Source organism: Lewinella sp. IMCC34191 (genome assembly GCF_003390935.1).
Classification (GTDB): domain Bacteria; phylum Bacteroidota; class Bacteroidia; order Chitinophagales; family Saprospiraceae; genus Neolewinella.
This window is the reverse complement of the sequence record NZ_QNQZ01000019.1, coordinates 1-23,588: the sequence shown is the minus strand read 5'-3', so window position 1 is coordinate 23,588 and position 23,588 is coordinate 1. Positions and strand designations below refer to the sequence as shown.

The following is a 23,588-nucleotide window of genomic DNA, read 5'->3' as shown; positions in this document are numbered from 1 at the left end:
GGCCGGACGAGGTTACTATGCCATGAAGATACGCGTTGGACGACCTAGCTGTCGAACGTGCGAAAACTAACGGCCAGCATGACATCCAAGGGCCAGCCGGTAGGCTTAACTTAATGGCGTTGGCGCGGTGTTGGGTCCAGTCCTTTATTTTTTAATAATTTGATACTCCGAGGTACGGTCTTTCCCAGTCCTTTTAAAGTAGCCATTCTCCGTACCATATTTTAGATCTCTCGTTGCTGTTGCCGTGGAAATATCTTTAAAGACAGTCATATAGTCCTTCCTGGTGAATGAGTCTTTCCCACTGAACTCGATAAAGTGTTCTATTCTCTCAGTGTTGGTTAGGCTTCGCCTTTGCGTCTCGATTAGATCTTGTAAACTAAAGAATATTTTTTCCAGCATGTATTCCACAAACGCAGTGCATATTCCAGCCTTGTCGGATTTAGCTAAAGCGTCATAATATTCTTGCTGATTCTCTTTTATTTGTCCTTCTACAGGTAGGTATTCGAATACTGGGTTGTATTTCATCAACAATAGCGTTTGCCAAAGTCTTCCCATTCTTCCGTTCCCATCCATGAATGGGTGAATGAATTCCATTTCATAATGAAATACACAACTTTTGATTATCAATGTATCATTGTCTTCATTTAAATAACGGAATAGATTTTTCATCAAGTTGTCTACATTCCATGCTGGTGGCGCCATATGTGCCACCGCGCTTCCTTTAAATATTCCTACTGACTTCGTTCTGTAGTTGCCCGCCCCTTCAATCAGACCCTTCATCAGCATCTGATGTGCTCGCAAATAAGATGCTTCATCTAACGGGTCAAACTCTCTTAGGTGATCATAAACTTCGATAGCGTTCTTAACCTCTATTATGTCTTTTGGTGGTCCAGCGATCCGCTTGTTATCTATCATGTCTGACACCTGATCAACTGACAAGGTGTTTCCTTCGATCGCCAGTGAGGAGTAGATCGTCTTGATCTTATTGTCTCTTCTAAGCTTTGTAGTTGGCTTCTGCAGGTAGTTTGAGTCGACAATTCCAATCAGGCGTCCGATCTCTGTACTGAGCTCTATGATTCTACTTGTGCCCTCGTAGTATTTCTGCAGCATGATGCCATCATTTGATAGCATCAAAGTTACAAAATTTGCTGCTCAAAGTGATTTTCGCCTGGAGTGATCTGTTTTGGATTGGACCCAACGGGTGCGCCACCGCAGGCCGGCTTCCACCAATAAGCATCTGGATTTCGACCAACTTTAGACTAGCTTTTAAAGGCTTTCTCGACATCCAAAAGCCTCATCGCCGGCTTGACGATGGCGCGGTGTTGGCGGAAGTGCTTTTATTATTCGGAGTGATGCGGGCTGTTTCTGCGCGGTAGCTAATCAGAGTCCACCGGGCTGTTTTTGTGCGGTAGCTTTTCCGGAGTGATGCGGGCTATTTTCATTCGGCAGTTTTTAGAAATGATTCGGGCTGTATTTGCGCGGTAGCTTTGTGGAGTAGTGGGTGCTCTTTCTACGCGGTAGCTCTTCGAAGTCGTGCGAGCTGTTTCTGCGCGGTAGCTTTCCGGAGCTTTCCGGGTCGTTTCTACGCGGTAGCTTTTTTGGAGCCGTGCGAGCTAATTCTGGGCGGTAGCTTAAAGGTATTGCGCGCTGTTTCTGCGCGGTAGTTGTATTACCTCCGTTGGTTGTTTCGACTTACTTATGTTCTTTTGATAGTTGGCTAATCAGTCTGCTGTAAAATACTTATCATGACTAGCCGCCAGCAATTAATCAAACCACTCCTTGCCCTTGTGCAGTCTCAATAAAAAATCAAAGAAGGAATCTCCAATTTTAATGTGATCGTTTGAATCTGTAAAGATCAATGGTGATATAATTACTCGATCTGCTCCAGATTGTCGGTATTCCAAACCTATAAATTCACCAGCGCCGTTGCCTCCAATGCCCAGAACATTAGAAAAGTAAATTGGAATCTGGTAATCCGTATTGACCTCAATAATTTCCTCTGCGCCCCATAATCGCACGTACTCATTGCCAATGAAATCTTCAAATGCCTCGTAATTTTCTAAGAAAAGCCTATAGTCTGGGGGGAGTTTGTACCCAAATTTGCTTTCAATTGCACCTACAATTAAAGGTACTCTGAGTTCTCTTTGTCGAAAGCTACATGTATTTAAGAGTCTATCAATAGAGTCCATCTCGAGATGTTTGTGTGAGCATTTCAGCCAACGTTTGCCTACCCGACGGCCGCCTACACCAGCAAGCTCACCGGGTGTGAAACTATGATTCCAGCCGGATGGAAAGCAATGATAACATCGAAATCTCATCTGGCGGCTGTGCGTGGTAGGCGGTGTTGGGTCCAGTCCTTTCTTTCCTTAATTGTTTGACTTAATTCTGGCAAGCCCAATATCATCGGTAGACGGCTAAAGCAATTGTTCTGTTCTCTCCAATCTGAGGTTGACCGACTAAATCCTCGCAATTATTGATGTGTTGCGTACCAATCCACTTGAACGTCCTATCTATCAATCAAGATTATACTATTAATGGGTAAAGGTAAATATATACACCTGATTACTTTTATTTACGGCTAAGCAGATATCTACTCTATGGAGACATAGTCACCGAGCAATCTTGCTAACGATTATTTTTGACTCGATTTACCTATTCTAATTTCCATAGTGAATGGTCAGGCAGTTCATCTATTAAATCAATGCTACAAAACGCACCATTTCTGTTATAATATACCAATGAATGATGGTCTGTTATAATCTTCACGCCTGCATATACACCGTTTGAAGAAACCCAATTTCCACCCCTTACTATTTCTTGATGATATTTCGCAACTTTGAAATTTTGAATCTTTTCACCTACCAATTCACTGAGTAAATCTTCTTTACATATATCATGAAGAAAATATTCACCATAATCAAGTCCTGGATCATTTTGTATTTCTTCCCATTTTGTAAACCTAATATCCAAGGAACTTCCATCATTGACAGCAGACATTTTGAGTACCCCAATTTGTAACTTAAAGCAAATAGCAAGAGGAGTGCTAAAAGCGTAATGCCTCTCTGAATCAATGCGTCTTATTGCCTCAATTCTTTGGTTCTCAATGTGTTTAAATTCGTTCGTCATATCTTTTATTGTTATTTAGTATGGGAAATTTTAGTGCGTCTTGGCTCCAAATATTTTGCAGGATTGGACCCAACGGGTGCGCCACCGCAGGCCGGCTACAACCAGCCAACTTCCGGACCAGTAACTTTCATAAGTGGCTGATGAAGCATCCTTGGCACCGAAAAGCCTAATCGCCGGCTTGACGATGGCGCGATGTTCGGCGCATTTTTAAAATTTTAATCCTGCGGTACCTCCAATGTCGACTAGTGCAGCATTCAACATATTCTCGTATTTCGCATCTTCAAAGAAAATTTGAATTTCGTTATATTTTTCGGGATTAACCGATTTTCGATGAAATGCACCTAATGATCTGAAAGCAGGTGGTACGTATTTGAAAAACTCTTTATTAGGATAATTTTGAAACAAATTATTCCCAGTCTCATAAATTTCTTTCAAGATATTCATAAAGCTTTCTGCTACCTCAATAGAGATACCACACTCAATCGCAAGAGCGGACATCTCTTCTTTTTGAAAGTTTTCATGCTTAAGGATTGTACCGCCCCACAAGAAAAAATATCTGAAGATGAAATTCGGGAATTGAGAAATTGTGACATTGTGATCACAAAGTTTGTTTAATGCGTTTCTAATAGCGGGGGTTCTTTCAGTAATTGCTTTACGTCCACTTTCGGTCCTAGCTAGTATTGATGTTCTAGCTATTGCATATAAATTGAGAATTCGGTGCTCCAACTCAAGCAACATGGCTAGTTGTACAGTTTCATCTGTAGGATTAGCAACTTGGTTTGCAGCTGTAGTGCCAAGCCTTTGAGCTATGTTATCGGTAAATCCTAAAAAATCAGTTTTAGCTTTTTCGAAGCATAGTTCGAGCTGACGTACAGGATCAGCCACACTCCAAACTTCGCCTTTTAGAAACCGTATGTATTTACCAATATCCTTTTTAACTTCTGTATTGGCTATGTTTCTATAGACATTTTGATAGTAATAGTCCTTTATTTGAAATACAGCCAAGTAACGATTTATCACGCGTATTCGATCCAATCGAAAAGTTCCCCGATTCCACAAAATGGGTAGAACCTTCTTGCTCAAATCTTCTTTTTTCATCAAATTGATGCCAAGGACGGAAGCAAACTGTATATGTTCTTCTCTTATATTATTTGCGCCGTAGGCAGCTAGTTTTACACTAATTTTGTCGCTTTTTAATATTTGATCTACCGTAGAGAATTTTCTCAGCTCATTGAAAGACGGTGTCGACCCTTTGCATTCAACCGCGATCCTACTTTCAAATAACGGAGTTATCATACTTGCTAAAACGTCAATCTCAGCTGCAGTTTGACCGGCGACAAGAACAGTCAGATTCCTTTGAACATGGTAACCTAGATAGAAATAGCAGCTGGCTACGATATTTTCAAAGTCATTGCCCATAGCAGGATTAATCTGCGTAGCAAATGGTGAGTTAGGGTCTAACTGCATTGATGTTTCTATTGGAACTTGGCATTGTTTTTATTGCGCCGAACGGTTGCATCAACGCCGTGCGGAACTCGGTCGGCATTCCGCTCGATGTTATCTGAGTAGGGTAGCCTTTGGGGCGTAAGTGAACATGGACCAAAACCCGCAGCGGTAGCGGAGGCTTTTGGTCCATAGAGAACGTCGACCCAAAGGCGGTACGGGCCGGGGCAACCTTCCCCTCGCCTACCAGCCCCGCATGTACGGTGATGCGGTGTTGTCTGCTGGCCTAGGTATTTAACCCAAAATGGCTTGCAGATAACGAGGGCGCCGGCGCAGACCGGCTACCACCGACCATTATCGGGATCTCCACCAGCCTAAGATCACCTTTAAAAGCTTCAATGACGCCAACCCGCACCCTCGCCGGTTTGTCGCTGGCGCGTTGTTGGACGATTTTCTATAGTCTGTGTTTACAATATATCGCATGCTCGAATGAGGTACTTCTCAGTTTCACCTTTCTCACTTCTATATTCTATAAACACGTTATCATTATCTAATAGCTTATCAATATTGGTATACTGTTTCAAGGTGTTTGATATAGGAATGTAAACCGACAAAGCATTATCCGAGTTGCGCTTGTTAATTTGCTCAAAGTATTGTCTTGACATTTTAAATGATTCAAAAATATCAATGATTGGATATTTAGAGAACAGGGGTAGATACAATTTCAATTCTTTTCGTTCTTCCGGTATTCTTCTAACTTTTTGAGAAAGATACCTTCTTTCATACGGCGTAGTTTTGCTTTGATCTTCAATCAGCATAGCATCTAGATAATGACCGGTTGATTGAAACCTATCCACTTTATGTAAAATGACCTCTATATCATATGTAATTGCAGAGTTAGGCTTTATCGTTGATTCGATGTAGTAATCTAAATTTAGAAAATAAATTTGTGGCAAGGAAATTGCTGATATAATATCGATGTTTTCTGGCGATGCGTACTTTTTAAAGACTGCTTTTATTGAGTTGCAAACTCCATTAAAGACACTTTCTATAGAAGTATTACAATTAAAACCAAATATATGCATTCGTTGCAACCCATACGTACCATCCATTGCTGAACCCAAATTATTCAGCACGCTGTTTTCAATAACCTTTTTAATATTACGATTAGTAAGTGTCTTTTTAATTTCTGACACAGCTACAACCGATCCTGGATAAACCACTACAAATTCATCCGATTTGTAAAGCACACCAATATTTGTATCATCATAGATTAAAATATCAAGTTGTCGACCATGTTTTTCAGTCTGAGAATCAAATACAAACCCGGTTCCAATTTTATGGTTTGAGGGCAAGTATTCCTTAAGCGTGGACCTTATGAGGGTTTCATAAAATGAACCAACCGTCGCCATATGCTGAATTACACCTTCAAACCAACCAGATTCAGCAACCAATTTTTGGTAAAACCTTTCGGCAAGTATATTCTTAGTCGACCAAGGAATCTCTTTGAGAATACCTTCCTCGGTCATCACTATTAAATTTTTCAAATTGCTATCGTCGTCCCTCTCTCCAGATCTTACTGTCGCCATCTAATGTTTGCTTTCAAATTTTAAGTAATGAATGTTTGTTCTCGGCCCGCCTTTAATGGCGGGCTGTCGTCCAACGTTTGCGCCGGCGCAGACCGGCTACCACCGACCCGCTCACCGGATCCCGATCAACGTCAAGGTAGCCATAAAAGCTTCATCGGCACCGACCCACACCTTCGCCGGTTTGTCGCTGGCGCGTTGTTGGCGGAAGCTTTTCATTTATTAATCAGTTACTGCGGGAAGCGCCTACCCTTGGCCGACGGGCGGTTTCGTTTCAATTCAATCTCTTCTGCTCTCAACTTTCGGTTGTTGCCATCTCTGATTGGTGAACTTTCCCTAGCGGTAGCTCTAAACTGTAAATGCGGGCTGAGCTAATAGCGGCAGCTTCTATTAACATGGCCGAACAGCCGTACCCGGCGGTAGCCTTATTCTGTAACTGCGGGCTCCGTAATACATGTTGATCAAAAGCTTAACCCTGTAATTGCGGGCTAAATAGTGCGGGCTAGCTCTCCGGTGGCTGACGGCAGATAACGTTGCGGTAGCTTGACCCTGTAAAAGCGGACTGAGTAGTGCGGGCTAGCTCTCCGGCGGCCGACGGCGATGTAACTCTGCGGTAGCTTAATCCTGTAGTGCGGGCTGGGCTGATCGCGGCAGCTTTTCAAATTTCAAATCAATTACTGCGCTTCGTTCATTTACCCACCCTGCCGGCGTTGTAGTGCGCATCAGTAAGCCCTTATTAATCTGTAATTGCGGGCTTCTCTACCCAGCCTCGTTTTGCTGATCCAACCGTTATTTCAGTTAATGCGGCCTGGTAGTTTCCGCCAACGGGTGCGCCACCGCAGACCGGCTTCACCAACCTGCTTGTTGGATCACCACCAGCATCCCCCCCAATATAAATCATCCTCGACACCCACCCGCTCAACTGCCGGTTTGTCGCTGGCGTGTTGTTGGGTCCAGTCCTAATTTATTTTTACATCTTCTTCGGTGGATGTACAATCAATTCTTTTAAGACTTTCTATATTTCTGATAAGTCAATTTCTCCGAAGTATTCTGCATATGCTTCAGACCAAATATGATTCTGATTTAATTTTATGAGCTTATATAAATATCGAATGACTTTATTTTGATCCATGTGTTGTCTTTCCAAAAGACGTATAAATTCAATTGAATCCATTCGATTTAGGTAGTGTCGTGGCTCGCCAATATCACAGCATCCGTAGCCATCAAATGATATTCGCTTCAAATATATACAATCATCATTACCTACATTCATATCAATAAACACACTATCATCGAATCCACCCAGCTGGAAATCAGCTTTCCTAGATGGCCCGAAATTTACTCTCTGAAAGTCAGGGCTCATTGTCTTAGTTCAATTATGATTAGTTATGAATAATTTTGTATAATCGCAAAATGCTTTTAAAATGCTATCGGTAAAACAAGAGTCAACACTCAATTGATCTAAAAATAATCACCTTCGTGGTAGGAATAGAGTGTATTTTTTCCCGGTTAGACGATTAGTTTAGAGCGACTTGTCTTGCGTCAATTGCGGAAGCTAAGATAGCCACCTTACGGATCAACCGTCGGCTATAAAGCGTAAATTGTATGGCTCAGCGTTCCATTTGTTTATGCATGATCATTAATAATGAATTCTGCATCACACGGTAACCTAGTCTTTCCCTCTATTCGTTAATTATTTCGGGCCGAAGTGGAGCCTGGGTGATGGTTAATGAAATCTGATCCGTCAGTAAAGACGGCAAAGCCCAGGGGTAGCCAACGAGGTCTTTTCGACGATTGAGAGCATGGGGTAAAACCCGTAGCGCAGCGGAGGCTTTTGGCCCATTGCGAACATCGACGAAAACACCGGGCTCGCTGACCACCGACCAGATCCAGGCCTGGACCTAAAATATCTTGACTTGAATCATCGGGGTAGTACCTACGAAGCCTGTATTTAATTACCATTGAAGTGGCATTTGATTGATCTGCGGGCTATGGATTGGACCCAACGATTGCCTACCCGACGGCCGCCATCACCAGTAACCTTTCCGGGTGTCGACTATCATCCCAGCCACTTCTAAAACAATGATAGATTCAAGAGGCTTAACCGGCGGCTGTGCGTGGTAGGCGGTGTTGTGTGCATTTTACTTAAATAAGGAGTGTATTCCTAATGAAACAAATATTCCAATGATTAGTAGTATTATCCACCCTCCCCAGTGATCTTTAAGTATTTCATACACCCCCTGTGGCGAGAGTCCGTACATGTCGGTCAGTGAAGCTTTCGTTACCAATCGGTTCTCAGCACTCCGCTGTAATAAATCTGCAAAAACATCAACTTTTTTCAATGTCGATTGATGCAATTTTACATATTCCTTATCTTCAAAAGCCTTTGCTTCTTCGGGGCCTCCTAAAAAACTGTGGTGAGACATATTATTCATGATCATCACCTTAGTAAGCCTAGGGTGATCAGCATACTTGTTGCTGTATCGATCATAAAACAGACCTGCTAAATTAACTCTCTTGCTATCTGGAACTATGTATGGTTTACCACCAAGGGCCTCAAACCGGTGTTGAATTGCCTCGAAGCCATAATTGCTGTTTCTCATATTCCAATGAAGCAAATAGTAATGCTTATTCTCTCGGAGCAATTCGTAGAATTCTTCCAGCATCTCTTTCTCTAATTCATCATATTTAGCATCGATATCCTCAAAGGGGATGCCTGATTTTTCAGCGACTTTGTGAATTGAGAAACTTCGGGTTTGTCCACTTTTTAGAAACCGAATAGCGATGGAAGTAACTCTTGGTGATCTACCATCTTTTATTTCATAGAAGCTTTCGCAAGAATAATGTATGATTAAATAGTTGTCTTTGTGATCTGCAATATTGGTGATAATATTTTTAGCATCTTTATGTTTCTTAATAATTCGTTTTGTCGCGCTCATTTATAAGTTTGGGTTTTTGCAATTTTTCCAAAAAAAGCTATTATCGGCACCAATATAGCCATTATCGAAATTGTAACTAAATTCACAACTTACCCTCGAGTAGCTTTACCATAATATTGACCTTAGCGTACAATTCATCAAAGGTGATGATATCTATATCTTTGCTATTAGATCTTGAAAGCTCAAATGCTTCCTTTTTAGCACTATCCGTGATCTCCTCTTCATAATTTCCAATAATTAATAGGCACCTAGGATTAAAAGTATCAAATCTTTGCTCATCTGGATGATTGGATATTAGATTGGAATAATCTCTCAGCAATTTATTTTTATAATTTAAAAGCTGGATTATTCCTCCGGACAATTCTGTAGATGGTGCATAAGTTTGCCTGTATCTAGGTCCAACTATTTTAGCTGCTGGAGTTTTTATGTCAACGATAAAGACATTAGTTGTCAATTCATTTTTGTAAATAAAATCTGCAACATTGCCGCCTTTGTTATTCAGCCATTTACCTCCTACATATGCCTTCTCTTGAAATATAACCACTGGAAAAGAATATACCTGTGAAATTACCCAAGAGTATTTTGACAAGGTTCTTTGCCAAAATTCTTCATCAGCATTACTTTTTTCTGTCTCCCATATATCGCAGTACGCTTTTAATTGAGTGAGTCCCGAGATGGCGTTTAGTTTACTAATTTGATTTACATCTAATTCTTTGAGCTTTAGCGATAAATCATTTGCAGATTCATCAGACAATGATATTTTAATGATGTCAGATAAAAGGTCCAGCCCTCCGAGTTTAATTAATTCTTGATACTCATCTGGATCCTCCAACACTGATTGGACCAAATGTGTCTGTGCATTAGACTTCTTAACAAGTTCTACATATTCTCCCTCCTTAACTAATAAATAGTTTCCATTATCCCTGGGAATTATATCACTGGCGTGCGAGAACAAGAAGTCGTATAACTTTTGGATTTCGTCACCTTCTTTATTTTCTAATGTGATGCTATTGGAGGGGCTTTCTTCCCACCCCCGCTTTAGTCTTTTAAATGTTTGAAGGCGGAGTGCTTCGTGTTTTACTTCCCCACTATTTCTGCTTTTGATAGCATATAGCAAAGCTATTTTATAAGCTCTTGGTCCATCTTTGATAATCACCGACTTTGAAATATCTATATCGGGATTACCCGTGGTCAGATTAACTTTTATTTCGGTTAAAAGGTCTTGGGGAGTAAGTTCTGAACTATACTTCTTTGGGTCATTCATATTCACCGAGTTTTGTTTATAGTTGCACACAACGGTTGCATCAACGCCGTGCGGAACTCGGTCGGCATTCCGCTCGATGTTATCTGAGTAGGGTAGCCTTTGGGGCGTAAGTGAACATGGACCAAAACCCGCAGCGGTAGCGGAGGCTTTTGGTCCATAGAGAACGTCGACCCAAAGGCGGTACGGGCCGGGGGCAACCTTCCCCTCGCCTACCAGCCCCGCATGTACGGTGATGCGGTGTTGTCTGCTGGCCTAGGTATTTAACCCAAAATGGCTTGCAGATAACGAGTGTGCCACCGCAGGCCGGCTAATTTCAACAAACAATCGAACCTCGACCAGCCTTAGGCCAGCTTTTTAAGCCTTCATAGACACCCAAAAGCATCGCCGCCGGCTTGACGATGGCGCTGTGTTGGGCGATTCTTCTAAATTTCATGTATACGTTTCACCTACTTATTACGAGGAGGTGGTTTTGGTGGCGGTGTCCTTGATGGATTACCTGGCGGTGGCCTTCTGCCTGAGCCATGACTTCTTCTATCCGGTACTGTGGGTGGATTGGGTTTAGATGAAGGCTCGGGTTTACTCTTCTTCTCGCTTCGTACTGTCATAATTTACTAGATTGTTAGGTACCTCGATCATAAATCGATCTCCAATACCTATGGCTAAATAAAACGATTTTAATCTATAAGCCTCTATTGAGTCATTATAGGAATATACAATTACATCTACCAATTCTAATTCTCTCGCCTCTTTGCTTTGTGAATATCCAGTTACATATCCATGATAAGTTAAATTATTATCAATATCTTTTATATATACTTCAGCATTGATATCGTTTCTCATAAATTCGTAATACAAATCTTCGTCTCCAAATTTATTGGTTATACCAATCTTTTGGGCAAACTTAAAAAGGAATTTTTGATTGCTAGCGTAGGCCACAAAGATCCCGATAACAACACTTATTATAGAAGCTAAAACTATATCAATTGCTTTAATGTTAGCAACCATTTCATCTATTGAAGAAGTAGCCATCGTGCTACTCCCTTCAATAATGTTTAAAACAGAAAAGTAGGCTGCATATACAACACCACTATAAACTACTGTATAAAGTCCTACTTTAAAATTATCCCAGCTACCGCTCAGCGTAAGTTTTTTGATAGTTATAGTTGCTAGTATTCCAGGCAATAATGCGATTACGACCGCTATAGGAAAGTTGCTGATCTCCATGGAATGTCAGAAAATTTATAAGTATAATGCATACTTTTCTACGATATTAATATGGTAAACTGGTCTATTTATTGATCTAGCATAATTAACAACATCACCAGTGCCACCCAAGCCTTTAGCCGATTTGCCATTCCAAACCGCAACAACTAAATCGCAACTATTGACAATCACTTTGCCTGCATCAAAAAAGGCTTGTTGTGAATCTTCGGCATAATCTAAAACTATCCTTTTGTCAGAGGAATTAATATATTTGTCGTAATTAGCTTTATCTTCAAATAATTCCCGATAATTCTGACACGGGATAATTACATGATAAGGCAGGGACATATCGATTAACACCTGACAAAAAATTTGATCTGCCCCAATTGCAATAGACGATAAACCCATAACTTCATCACCAATCTCCTCAATAAAGTTGGCTATACTTTTGTACACCCAAGTTGATGTTGAGTTATCTATTAAATTTTGGTGTCCTGTTATACCTATCTTCATGACCTATATTCGTTCCTTTTGTGATAATCTTCGGTAATGTTCTCCTAAAGCCGTCAATTTACAAGATTTGGAATTCATTGCTGCGTGCCACATATGAGGAGCGTCAACGGGTATCAAGAGGTTGAGTCTGTTATATTTTTGTAGGATAGCAAAAATTCTAGTATTACCTTCGACTGGCATAGGGGCACCTTCGGGTCTACCCTTCTCTTCTGGTTCGAAGGTAGGATCAAGCTTAAATTCATAGCCTGGCTCGGGAAACAGTTCATGAATTTTTTTAAGGTCTTCAATTTGTATTGCGGGTGCGACTTCTCTAAGTGATACGAATGATCGGACATTCGTTTTGAAAATAGGACGTTGTTCCCAAGCACCAAGTGACTGATCAATATGGGCATAGACGCTGCCCGGGGTCACTTCGCCGACTAGATTAGCAGCACTTCCTCTTAATGCATCTACCAAGAGGCTGGTGAATACACCCGATCCATCCACTTCCGTTGCGTATTGGTCGGAAGTAGAAGCTGTGAGAACTGTGAGTCCTTCTGATAGCAAAGCTTTGTCCCCAACTTCTCTAACATCGCCCGCTATCCCTGAATGACAACTATCCAAAATAACGACCTTATTTGCAGCAGGACTTTTGTTCGCAAAATTCAGTATCTCGGCAAGTGACAGTCCATCATCGCCTCGTTCTACATCAGAAGGTAGTAGGTAGCCGCCAGCTTCTTCGATGTGACCGTGGCCTGCGAAATAGAATAATGCAATCTCAGCTGGTGTCTTAAATAGTTGCTCGACCGCATCTCTAAGATTGTGCCTAGAGATTTTCTCCCGCTCACTTGATGATGTCAACAATTTGCAGTCAAAATTAACTGTTCCTCCATCGTGCCTTTCGAGGATAGATTTTACAGAATGAGCATCATTGACGCACCCATAAAGACAAGAAACTTTCTCGTAATAATCGATTCCAACAATTAATGCAATTCTCATAGCCCTTCAATAAATGCATTAATAGTTGCCCAAGTCCATACTCTAGTATAAACACCAGGCAAATTCGTTCGATCCCCTGTATAGCTCCAAATGCCTAAAATTCTTTTCTTTTCTTCTCGTGCGCATTCAACCTCCCATTTTTGACCAGTGGATGCAAGTGAATTTTTGCTCACCAGTACTATCACACCATCGGAACGCTTGATTCTAGTCCGTACCTTGGATTTCCAGTCTGAATCATATGCTTTTTTAACAGACATATCGATATACTCGAACGGGCAGTGGACATTTCTGGTCTGTCCTTTCAGAAAGTCCCTTTGTCTTTCGTCTTCAATCGCGAACGCGATAAATATTGTCTTCTTTTGTGGCACATTGATTATTTAGATCTAAGCGAAATTATAAAAATTGTTAAAACAAATCCTAATCGCGATCGCTCTTTTTCACGAATCATCGGAAAAAGCACTGAGTTTACCGTTCCATCGCCATAGTAGCCTTTTTTGGCCGCCTTACATGGCGGTCTGTCGTTAAACGGAGGCGCGGTGTTTAAGTGCAGACTAAATTTTGAAGATCAAATTAATTATAATAATTATTATAACAATAAGTGAAGCTAGCCTTCCAACACCTAAAAAAATAGACCCAATTCTATAGTTTATTCTTCTCCTTGGAAGGTTCAAATATTTAAGACATTTAGTGATAGTATTGACATTTGGACTCCAGCTACCAAGTAGTAGATATCTACACACTTGTGGTATATTGTCATAGATGAACTTAGGCGAGTCTTTATCTTGAAAGATTATAGCATTTGGAGTTTTACCATTGCTTATCAACTGTACCCCCAAAATGTTCTCTATTTTAGATTTATTTAGTTCAAAGTCATCTAAAGGGCTGCCAAATCCATCATGAACTATTATAATCACTAATTTCTTGATATCACTATACTTTTTGACTTGTTCAAGTTCCCAAAGCAATGACTTTGTTAATCCAACTCGAAAAATTATAAGGTGGGCAACTTTAATAGTATCAATGACTTTCTCTCGCCATAATTCTATATCAGTTATGGTGTTCATCGATGATTCAGGGTTGATTCCTTGTAAATTATAATAAGCACGTAACTTTCCAACTTTTTTTACTGCATACCTTATTTCATTATTAATCCCATTACCCCAAAATTTCGAAATCACATTTATACCTTCAGTTTTGTATATGCTTTTATTATAACTCTGATATATGTTTGTAATTCTTTCTTCGTCAGTCACTTGTTTGCATGAATGATTATGACCAGAATTCAAACGGGGGTCGATGTTTTCACCATCCTTCATAAAGGATCGTAAATAGAGCACAGTTTTTTCGGAGGTACTTTCTTTATATGACTTTAGTTCATCGACGCCACCCACAATAAAACTCATAGCCAACAATATTATATATTTCGTAATCCAACTTATAAACATATAAATAATTATGACCATTAAAAACCCTAAGTTCCAATTGTAAATTGAAGTTGTATAGTATACGGTCAAAGACCAAATAGTGAAAGCAAACAGAAACAAAAAAATCCCTGTACATATAATCCCAAATGAATTAAAGTATTTTCTGCTGGCCATAGTATGTTGAACTTGTTTTCTATAAAAGTTATAAACCCAACTTTAAAATTATCCACATACACTTTAATACCTGCCTGAGAATAAGTGCTTCTTTAAATTTGCAATTATTTACTTTGGATTTTTACAATGTAACCGACCCTTATAAAGGCGAAGCTAGAGACTGAAGATGTTACGAGCTTTTATATGAAATATTTACCAAACTCTTCTTCCAAGATACATTTAAAACATCAATTTCATACTGTACCAATTTCATTTTGGCAATTTGTTGAGCTAAATTCAGCAATCTATTTATATTAAGTCATATTTGTCGGCCTGCCTTTAATGGCAGGCTTTCGCCCAACGGGTGCGCCACCGCAGGCCGGCTACCACCAGCCAACTTACGGATCAAGCGATTGCTTTCCTAGCCGATGAAGGATCCTCGACACCCGAAGACTCCACCGCCGGCTTGACGATGGCGCAATGTTGGCTGACGTCCTTTTTCTTTTAGAGCGATAGCGACTGTTTCTACGCGGTAGCTAAAAGGTAATGCGGGCGGTTACTACGCGGTAGCTAAAAGGTAATGCGGGCGGTTACTGCGCGGTAGCTGAAAGGTAGTGCGGGCGGTTTCTGCGCGGTAGCTGAAAGGTAGTGCGGGCGGTTTCTGCGCGGTAGCTGAAAGGTAATGCGGGCGGTTACTGCGCGGTAGCTGAAAGGTAGTGCGGGCAAGTTCTGCGCGGCAGTGTAAAAGGTAATGCGGGCGGTTACTGCGCGGTAGCTGAAAGGTAATGCGGGCGGTTACTGCGCGGTAGCTGAAAGGTAGTGCGGGCGGTTTCTGCGCGGTAGCTGAAAGGTAATGCGGGCGGTTACTGCGCGGTAGCTGAAAGGTAGTGCGGGCAAGTTCTGCGCGGCAGCGTAAAAGGTAATACGGGCGGTTACTACGCGGTAGCTAAAAGGTAGTGCGGGCGGTTTCTGTGCGGTAGCCTGATATCCTGATACCTGTAATCTGGATCGGAGTCCTACGGGTAACTGGATTATGATAGATCGTGGATAGTGTTCGTCCGAGTTACTGCCGGCATCGACGTTGCGTGGTTCTGTTGTAAGGTCCTGCGGGATGTGGATGTCAGCCAACGGGGGCGCCACCGCAGGCCGGCTACCACCAGCCAGCATTCGGACTTCAGGCAGCCTTTCAGTCGCCTTTTAAAACGTTCATCGACACCCAGAAGCTCCACCGCCGGCTTGACGATGGCGCAGTGTTGGCGGAAGCGCTTTTATATTAATTAATCTTTGTAATGCGGGCTTAGTAGCTAGCGGTAGCTTTTCCTTTGGCTGACGGTAGAGTAGCTCGCGGCAGCTTTACCCTGTGCTGCGGGCTCGGTAGTTAGCGGTAGCCTTTACTTTGGCTGACGGCAGAGTAGGTTGCGGTAGCTTTATCCGGCCCTGTGCCCTCAGTAGTTAGCGGTAGCCTTTCGGTGGCCGAATGCCAGTAGACTTTTCAGCCACAACCAGACCCTCAAAGTAACAGTTACATCCTCTTTTAATGGCTTACCCAGTAGCCTTTACCTGTGTGTGTACGGGCCGGATCACACGCGGCAGTTTCCTATTTTCAAATCAATGTTTTTGTGATTCATTTTCCAATCTGTCGGGCGTAGTAGGAGTGTAAGTCAGCCCTTACCAGTTAGTCCAGAAATAAATAGGTGATGCATTGAGGGCGAAACCTATGTAACTGATCAACGAGTATCATGACAAAACAAAGGCTAAACTTGGGCCTCATAGGTTAGAGTATATAATTACAGGGTCACGTTAAGACGACTACTGCAAACAACTAGATAAAGCTTCATTGTGTCTCTCAATGAAAGTGGATACGGTTGTTAATTCCTGAGGGATTTTTTCCCATATAGTTGACGAATCCGCCTTCCCGATCACCATCGTCATAGAATCAAGGAATGAATAAGGAAAACAATAATCTATCTCCAACAGACAGACCGTGTCAACAGTTATTTCGGCATTCCATTGGGTGAGTGGATCTGGGCCATCAAAAATTTTCCAATAGAAGGATTCGGTTCCGTTAATTGACAACCTATCGATAGATAATTCATAATAAGAACAAGTAATACTTGTAGTATCAGTTAAGCTCCAAGTCCCAACAATATTTTCTTCATTCACTGTGTCATGAGAATAGCAGCCAAAAGCTTTGATAATTAGTGGTGCAAATAGAACTGCGTAGGATAGAAGTTTTTTCAAATGCATGGCGATTAAACACTAAGCTAGAAAATCCACTATCATTGCGATCCTGTATTCTGTCTAGCTATTTCTTACTGTCGGCAGGTGATACTACCTACTGCGGGCTGTGAGTTTCCGCCAACGGGGGCGCCACCGCAGGCCGGCTACCAGCAGCCAACTTACGGATCAATAACGTTCTTGCATAGCCGATAAAGCGATCTCGACGCTGGAAAGCTTCACCGCCGGCTTGACGATGGCGCGTTGTTGGCGGATGGTGCCTTAATTATATTTTCTATGTAACCGCGGGCTAAGTAATGCAGTTCCGCGGTGGCTCGGCATATACACCTTGACGGGCGGCAGCCTGACCTTGTAAATGCGCTACCACTACTAGCTACTAGGCGATAGTAGCTTTAACTTGTAACGGTAAGTTTTATAATGTGGACTTGCTGCGTGCTGGCAGATTTAAATATAGTTTGCTGCAGCTTAACCGTGTAACCCTAAGTTCTGTAAAGCCAGGCAAGATTCGCATGCTAGAAGGCGAAATTACCTACAACATATTCATTTATATCTTTACCTCTCATTATTGGAATAGAATATTAATGCGCAAATTTTCAACAGTGTCTTTTATTTCCTTTTCATCAAAAGGCCCTATGAGGGCATAGCCATTTTTTGATTGCGTGGTTGCTGGTAGCTTATCAATAAGCCAGTATCGCCTTTTCTGATTCTTCAATTTTTGAATGGTTTTAACTATGATCCATTTGCCGCTTGTTGAGACACTCTCTACATATTCATTGTATTTTCCATCTATCATGTGATCTTCATACGTTGGTACAACAAAAGCCCCACCGACGCAACATCTGGTTCGGGGTAAGCTAGTAGAGCATTCCACTATAACTCTGTCCTCAACTTTATCACCTTCCAAAAGTACTAGCTCTTCGCTCAATGCTGTTGATCCTTGAAACTCACAAAGATTACAAGAGGATACTAGGACGATTAATAGTATGAGTAGTTGCAGCATGACGCTTTAACGAAATTCCTTTAGGATATAGTCCGTGTTGAGTGGTATGGCATCTCCGCCAACGGGTGCCTACCCGACGGCCGCCTTCACCAGCAAGCAAAACGGGTGTGAACGATCCATTCAGTCCACTTCTGAGTAATGATAGCATCAAAAAGCTTAACAGGCGGCTGTACGTGGTAGGCGGTGTTCGCTGCTGGCTTATTAATATTTTGCTTTAAATATTCCTAGACCAATATTCATAATAAAAAGTGGTTGAACACCAAGACCTAAGAGAAATAGCGAGACTATAACATTGTTAATAGTCAATGAACCACTCCTACCTATATAGTTTTTCATAAGCACTACGTCGATCATCATTACTGTAAAAGCGAGCAGAGTAACTGAAACGTGAAGAACCGTGATCCAATTGATTAGCTTCAAATGTCTTGCAACGTAGTAAATTATTCCTATTGTACCGGATAGAATGGATAAAGTCAAACCTATATAAAGTGCCGAAATAACGAAATATGTATCATGTAATTGAATATCCAAGAGATTTTCATGTCCTATGACGGAAAGAATAATAATTATTGGAACTGAGATCCAAAAACTTTTATACGGCTTGCTATAAATCATGTACGTATCGATCTAATATATTATAATATTTTTGCTACCTATTTTAAGTTGGCTTTTAATAATTAAAATGTTTCAAAGATATAATATCGGTAGCACAAGAATATTTTACTAAGAACATACATTTTTATACATGATAGACTACAGTTACCTCTTCCCATTTTTTAAGTCTCTTTTTAAATGCAAGTTGCAATTAGATGTTGTGACGTGTTCCTGCCTTTCAAAGCACAAACCCCTCTCAGTTTCGACTATTCTTGCCAAAATTCTCTATGATTCATTGACTGATGATTTAGGCTGGAAGCATTGCTGAGTGGTTGTTGCTTGCAGCGAACGGGTGCGCCACCGCTGGCCGGCTACCACCAACCAGCGTCCGGATCTAAACCAACCTCAAGTTAGGTTATAAAGGCTTAGTCGACACTCACAACCTTCATCGCCGGCTTGACGATGGCGAGATGTTCTCAGCAGTTTATTTATTTAATAATTTCAGTTACCTTATGAAAGGTAGATATTATCTCTGTAAAGTGAAGCAGTTCATTTTTATTAATATCATTGGCAATTTCTAGTGCAATTTTTGGCTTGCCAGGGGAAGATTGACTTAATCTACAAATTGTATCCTTTAGACTTTTTGAGAATTTGGCAGACTGTCGAATGATGGCAAAATCGTTCTCTTCCCAAGCACTACCGTCAGCTTTGGGAAAAGCACGGTTGGCGGTTCGTGCTAACTGAGCATCAGTAAATATATCTTCAAACTCTTTATGACCTACGAAAAAGCAATGATTGGTCAAAAAATCCCCATCGAAACCTATCTCTTCGAGCTTAGCAACTGTTACTTGGTGCCTTGAAGTGCTGTATTGAGTGTCCTTGTCTAATAGGACAACAGTGCAGTTTTGACGATTAGATTGAAGAAATTTCAATGCATTGCTCCACTGTCCATTTGTTTGAAGATTAACTAAAACTATACCATCTTCAATAAGATGTTTCCCGCAGTACTTTTTATATAGAATAGGGATAGCATTTTCTTCGCTTTCCCCTTCAACTAGTAAAAAGCATTTCTCGTAAAAAATACTACTGTTTCTTATTCCTGCTATCTCTGAAACTTGATGAAGAAAAGATTCAACGTTTAGTTTGTCGAAATTTCTAAGGTATTCAATATGTGACTTCCCTTCCTGCTCATTTTTCACTATGTGGTTAATGTTTTTTGCTGGTGCTCGGTCAATCATAGTTAGCGAGTGGGTACATATCAGTGATTGAACTCGAGAGGTAGGGTCTTCAGCCAAATTCTTAATAACATAAAACATTTGACGCTGAGCCTCATAATGTAGATTTGAGTCAGGCTCATCGTAACCACGAATCAGATATTTATTAGTCTTGTTGATTAAGTTAATTTCTGCGTCCCATTCTAGAATCGATAAAAAGATTTTTTTCTTTGATCCCTCTCCAATCTGGACTATTGATTTTTCATTGCTGTTATCATCTACAATATTCAAGCCAGTGAACGAAAGTCCCCTTGAAAATTCAATATTATAACTACCTTTAATTGCTTGTATTTCAGGTTTATACTTCTGTATATATCTTAAAAGCTGATTCTCTAGTTTATTATCTAAGTCTAGAGTTATATTTTGCTTCAGCGTTTTAAATCTTGGCTTTAAAAATTCGTTGCCTTCATCATCATGATCATAAAACGCGTGGCGATAGGCAATCTCTAATGTTTTTCTTATTACAGATTCAGGATTTCCATAATCACTAGAGGCAAATCGTTGAAAAATGGGGAAAAAGCCGCTAATTTCATCATACTTAATTTGTTTCCATGTCCGATGTTTTGGTAAACTCTCATTCTGTAACAGAAACTCTTCAATAATGGCTTTCCTACTAACTTGATTAGAGGCGCTTGGCAGGGAATATCTTTTCAACAATTCTTTTAGCGAAGTTGCAGATAGATGCTGATAATCGTTTAATGCATCGTCTTCATAAACCTCGCCAAAACACTCGTAATAAGACACAAAAGATTTACTAACCGTTCTTCGTATACAAAGCTTGCCTTCGCATAAGTATTTGGTTACATCGTTTACTCCTTCAGATGGTTGCAATTTAATTGTGACTTCAATATTGTCGATGTCTTCTCTAAAATCCTTTAGAGATGGATTTTTGTTAGAAAGAATTAATTCTAACGCATCGAAAATACTAGACTTCCCCGCATCATTTTCGCCAATGAACACAGTAAGGTTATGAAATGGTATAGGACCTGAGTCGTTATAACACTTAAACCCCTTAACAGACAGTTCTGTAACTTCCATTTACTACGAGTAAACTCCCCAATCTCTAGTCACAAACCAATTCGGATTCCAGGTGACATAATCACCAGGATCAAAGTCTTCATTAAGAACATTGATGCTTAACAATTGACCAGGTAAAATTGAAAGTGTGTGCTTTCCATCTGGACTATCAAGATCGTAAAGATGATATCTGTTTGGATTTACCTTTAGGTTTCGTCTAGAAGGTCCAAAGTCAAATGGTATACAATCTCGTGTTATCACTCCTTTTGATTGGGAGTCAAAAGTTATCCGAACCTTCTTTTTTGTTCTAATTGCTTGGATAAATTGTTCGTGCATTATTATTCATTCTGAGTCGTAAACATAAGAATTTTCACCAATGTCTCTGTGTTGCTGTGTTGTTTTATTGCTGAGAACGGGTGCGCCACCGCATGCCGGCTACCACCAGCCAGCATGCGGATCTCGACCAACATCAAGGCAGCTTATAAAAGCTTGATAGAAATCCACAAGCATCACCGCCGGCTTGACGATGGCGCAATGTTGGCTGATGTCCTTTTCATATTTTCAGTTCTGCGGGCGATGTATAAATATTTGTATTTTAATCATCTTGAATTATAGCGCTTAGGCTTAGCATTGTTTGTAATATATATCTCGCAAATGCTTTATTCTATTTATGTCACAACCAAATACAAAGATTCTGTATGCAGGTCGACCCGGCCCAGAATAGGGGATTTCATCGTTCATGTAGCTAATTCCTAATTCGTCAAGAATATTAGTTAATTCTCCTTGTTCATCCTTATTCGTTGTATAGCCTACGATGTGGGCATTGGCCCATTTGTCTGAAATAATTTTTTCATAAGCGTATTCAATTGCTTCTTTCTCGCTTTGGAAATAGTCTAGGTTATTTCTTTCTCCACGTTCTGTATAGTACCATATGAATAGTCCACCCCAGTCCTCAATTCCAAACCCTTCGCTAATGGTCCTTCCGTTGATCGAGTAACTGTTGAAGTTGTAACAGTTTTCTTTCATCCACTTTTCTAGTTCAGATTGAGTCTGGGATCTCATTCAAGAGGATGTTTTTGAAAAATCATGACGCGCAATGGGTGGGCTTATAAGCGAGTACCTAAGTTATTAATCTCTTGCTGTTTCGATGACAAAGTACTGCTCCGGACCATTCTACATAGTAGCTTTCATGAAATGCGGGCTGTGATTATCCAGTGCTACTTCAGTTCTGTGACTTGTTCCTCGGCAGTAGCCTGATCTATATAATCTGAACGCCGGATTCAAGTATGCTACCTTTCTTAAGTGCTCATTAAGGACTTCCAGAGGGCTCCGGGACAAAGATCCTATCATTAGACCGAACGACTGTTTCCGATGTAGTGCGGGATGTGGATGTCAGCCAACGGGTGCGCCAACGCAGGCCGGCTACCGCCAGCTAACTTACGGACCTCTACGGGCTTCAAGTCAGCTTATAAAGGCTTTGTCGACACCCAAAAGCATCATCGCCGGCTTGACGATGGCGCAATGTTGGCCGACGTCTATATTTTAATTTATGATATATGATCTTATTATTTAAAAGTATCTTTCCAGTACAGTTCCCTCAATCATGTACTCATTTGAAAGCTGTTGATATTTATCTGCCTGCTGATCAGTAAATGCTAATTTCCCCTCTCCCACTTTGCCTTTTCGAATGAAATTATCGTAGGTCTTCCATTGTTCTGGTTGTTCTCCAAACTTAGATTCATGGGTCTTCATAAATTTTAGAGATGTTCTGTTTACAATTCTATTCAGTTTTGCCTTATCTAAAGTTACGTTTATGAAATCTGCTATTTTTGCAACAACTTCCTCTTTATTATTAACAATATCTTCATAATTCAAATAAAGAATTTTCAACCCATTTGGATTTTTGATCCAGTAAACATTGTAATCGAACCATTCCTTCATCTTACGATCTACAAGCTTGTCCAATTCAGCTTTTGGATCGTTATAGCTTCTAACGTGGTGAAGGAGCGAAACTAATACGTCTGGAAGGTCTCGAACGATAAATACGAACTTCCCTTTCTCAACCTCTCTCAAAATTTCATAATCATCGTGCGATTTGATTATTCTTCGATCATCCAAATCTGGCATCTTCTTATTATAATAGGCCGCAAATCGAAACCATGGAGAAACGTCGTATATATGGTCAAAATTCATTTTTCCTAAGGTAGTCATCTGATATAAAATCATCTGTATTAGGGTTGTGCCTGATTTTGGATAAGTCACAACATATATATCTGTATCTCTTTCGCCGTAGTCTTGCATGAGCTTTCTCATGCGTGCTTTGATGAGAGCTTCATGAATTTTACTCTGCGCCTTTTCCAATTCGCCGATATTCGAGATCAAATTGTCATCAAAATTAAAGTCAAGTTGATTAATTTCTTTAATCAAGCCGTAATCCATGGTGTATTAATTAGATTATTTTCAACAATTGCTATTTGAGACCGCAATTTAGATTTAGAAATCAGTCCACCTAAATCCAGCCTTCTACAAATTCGCAATTTATCTATAAGTTTAGGCCGTCATGAGGAGAACTCGAGACAGAACGGTTCATTCCCGAATCATAATGATAGTACATGACATGGTAACTAGCGCATTGTAATTAATCTGTATTGGCTAGGAGAGTGTGGATGGATCGCTGCGAGCTATGAATGTCGGCCAACGGGTGCGCCACCGCAGGCCGGCTTCACCGGCCAACTTGCGGATCAAGAACTTTCTTTCCTATCCGATAAAGCATCTTCGGCACCCACCATCTTAACCGCCGGCTTGACGATGGCGCAATGTTCTGCGCATTATACTA

The 23,588-nt window shown here is 40.7% G+C and carries 17 protein-coding genes; all 17 read right to left on the bottom strand.

Features of this window, described 5'->3' with window-relative positions:
* Positions 1 to 144: 144 nt before the first annotated feature.
* The 17 genes from DRW39_RS21945 to DRW39_RS21860 all read right to left on the bottom strand — a co-directional run bounded on the left by DRW39_RS21945 (position 145) and on the right by DRW39_RS21860 (position 23,191).
* Complete coding sequence (locus DRW39_RS21945) at positions 145 to 1,110, bottom strand: Fic family protein (protein WP_116109387.1); 966 nt, start codon at positions 1,108 to 1,110, stop codon at positions 145 to 147.
* 653 nt (positions 1,111 to 1,763) lie between these two features.
* Complete coding sequence (locus tag DRW39_RS21940; protein WP_157976308.1) at positions 1,764 to 2,189, bottom strand: SMI1/KNR4 family protein; 426 nt, start codon at positions 2,187 to 2,189, stop codon at positions 1,764 to 1,766.
* 463 nt (positions 2,190 to 2,652) lie between these two features.
* Positions 2,653 to 3,126, bottom strand: coding sequence for a hypothetical protein (locus DRW39_RS22430; RefSeq protein WP_157976307.1), 474 nt, complete (start codon positions 3,124 to 3,126; stop codon positions 2,653 to 2,655).
* A 207-nt stretch (positions 3,127 to 3,333) separates the two neighbouring features.
* Positions 3,334 to 4,593, bottom strand: a complete 1,260-nt coding sequence (locus tag DRW39_RS21930) for a hypothetical protein (protein ID WP_116109382.1) — start codon at positions 4,591 to 4,593, stop codon at positions 3,334 to 3,336.
* A gap of 443 nt (positions 4,594 to 5,036) precedes the next feature.
* The gene (locus DRW39_RS21925; RefSeq protein ID WP_157976306.1) at positions 5,037 to 6,098 is read right to left on the bottom strand and encodes a DUF6602 domain-containing protein; all 1,062 of its coding nucleotides are present in this window, start codon (positions 6,096 to 6,098) and stop codon (positions 5,037 to 5,039) included.
* Positions 6,099 to 8,296: 2,198 nt separating this feature from the next.
* Positions 8,297 to 9,094, bottom strand: a complete 798-nt coding sequence (locus tag DRW39_RS21920; protein WP_116109379.1) for a hypothetical protein — start codon at positions 9,092 to 9,094, stop codon at positions 8,297 to 8,299.
* An 82-nt stretch (positions 9,095 to 9,176) separates the two neighbouring features.
* Positions 9,177 to 10,358, bottom strand: a complete 1,182-nt coding sequence (locus DRW39_RS21915; RefSeq protein WP_116109377.1) for a Shedu immune nuclease family protein — start codon at positions 10,356 to 10,358, stop codon at positions 9,177 to 9,179.
* A gap of 576 nt (positions 10,359 to 10,934) precedes the next feature.
* Positions 10,935 to 11,582 carry a hypothetical protein gene (locus tag DRW39_RS21910; protein ID WP_116109376.1) on the bottom strand — a complete coding sequence of 216 codons (648 nt, stop codon included), beginning with the start codon at positions 11,580 to 11,582 and terminating at the stop codon, positions 10,935 to 10,937.
* Between the two features lie 15 nt (positions 11,583 to 11,597).
* Entirely contained in the window at positions 11,598 to 12,074 is a 477-nt protein-coding gene (locus DRW39_RS21905) for a hypothetical protein (protein ID WP_157976305.1), read from the bottom strand.
* A gap of 3 nt (positions 12,075 to 12,077) precedes the next feature.
* Positions 12,078 to 13,052, bottom strand: coding sequence for a caspase domain-containing protein (locus DRW39_RS21900; RefSeq protein ID WP_116109373.1), 975 nt, complete (start codon positions 13,050 to 13,052; stop codon positions 12,078 to 12,080).
* Entirely contained in the window at positions 13,049 to 13,420 is a 372-nt protein-coding gene (locus DRW39_RS21895) for a TIR domain-containing protein (RefSeq protein ID WP_116109371.1), read from the bottom strand. Before DRW39_RS21895 ends, DRW39_RS21900 begins: the two co-directional genes overlap by 4 nt.
* Before the next feature lie 183 nt (positions 13,421 to 13,603).
* Complete coding sequence (locus DRW39_RS21890; protein ID WP_157976304.1) at positions 13,604 to 14,455, bottom strand: hypothetical protein; 852 nt, start codon at positions 14,453 to 14,455, stop codon at positions 13,604 to 13,606.
* A gap of 1,983 nt (positions 14,456 to 16,438) precedes the next feature.
* A complete protein-coding gene (locus DRW39_RS22425) occupies positions 16,439 to 16,870 on the bottom strand; it encodes a hypothetical protein (protein WP_157976303.1) in 432 nt (143 codons plus the stop codon).
* Positions 16,871 to 17,429: 559 nt separating this feature from the next.
* Positions 17,430 to 17,867, bottom strand: coding sequence for a hypothetical protein (locus DRW39_RS22420; protein WP_157976302.1), 438 nt, complete (start codon positions 17,865 to 17,867; stop codon positions 17,430 to 17,432).
* Between the two features lie 1,082 nt (positions 17,868 to 18,949).
* Positions 18,950 to 20,773, bottom strand: coding sequence for an ATP-dependent nuclease (locus DRW39_RS21875; protein ID WP_116109366.1), 1,824 nt, complete (start codon positions 20,771 to 20,773; stop codon positions 18,950 to 18,952).
* Between the two features lie 603 nt (positions 20,774 to 21,376).
* Entirely contained in the window at positions 21,377 to 21,814 is a 438-nt protein-coding gene (locus DRW39_RS21865) for a hypothetical protein (protein WP_116109362.1), read from the bottom strand.
* Between the two features lie 507 nt (positions 21,815 to 22,321).
* Positions 22,322 to 23,191 carry a sulfotransferase domain-containing protein gene (locus DRW39_RS21860; RefSeq protein WP_116109360.1) on the bottom strand — a complete coding sequence of 290 codons (870 nt, stop codon included), beginning with the start codon at positions 23,189 to 23,191 and terminating at the stop codon, positions 22,322 to 22,324.
* Between the last annotated feature and the right edge of the window lie 397 nt (positions 23,192 to 23,588).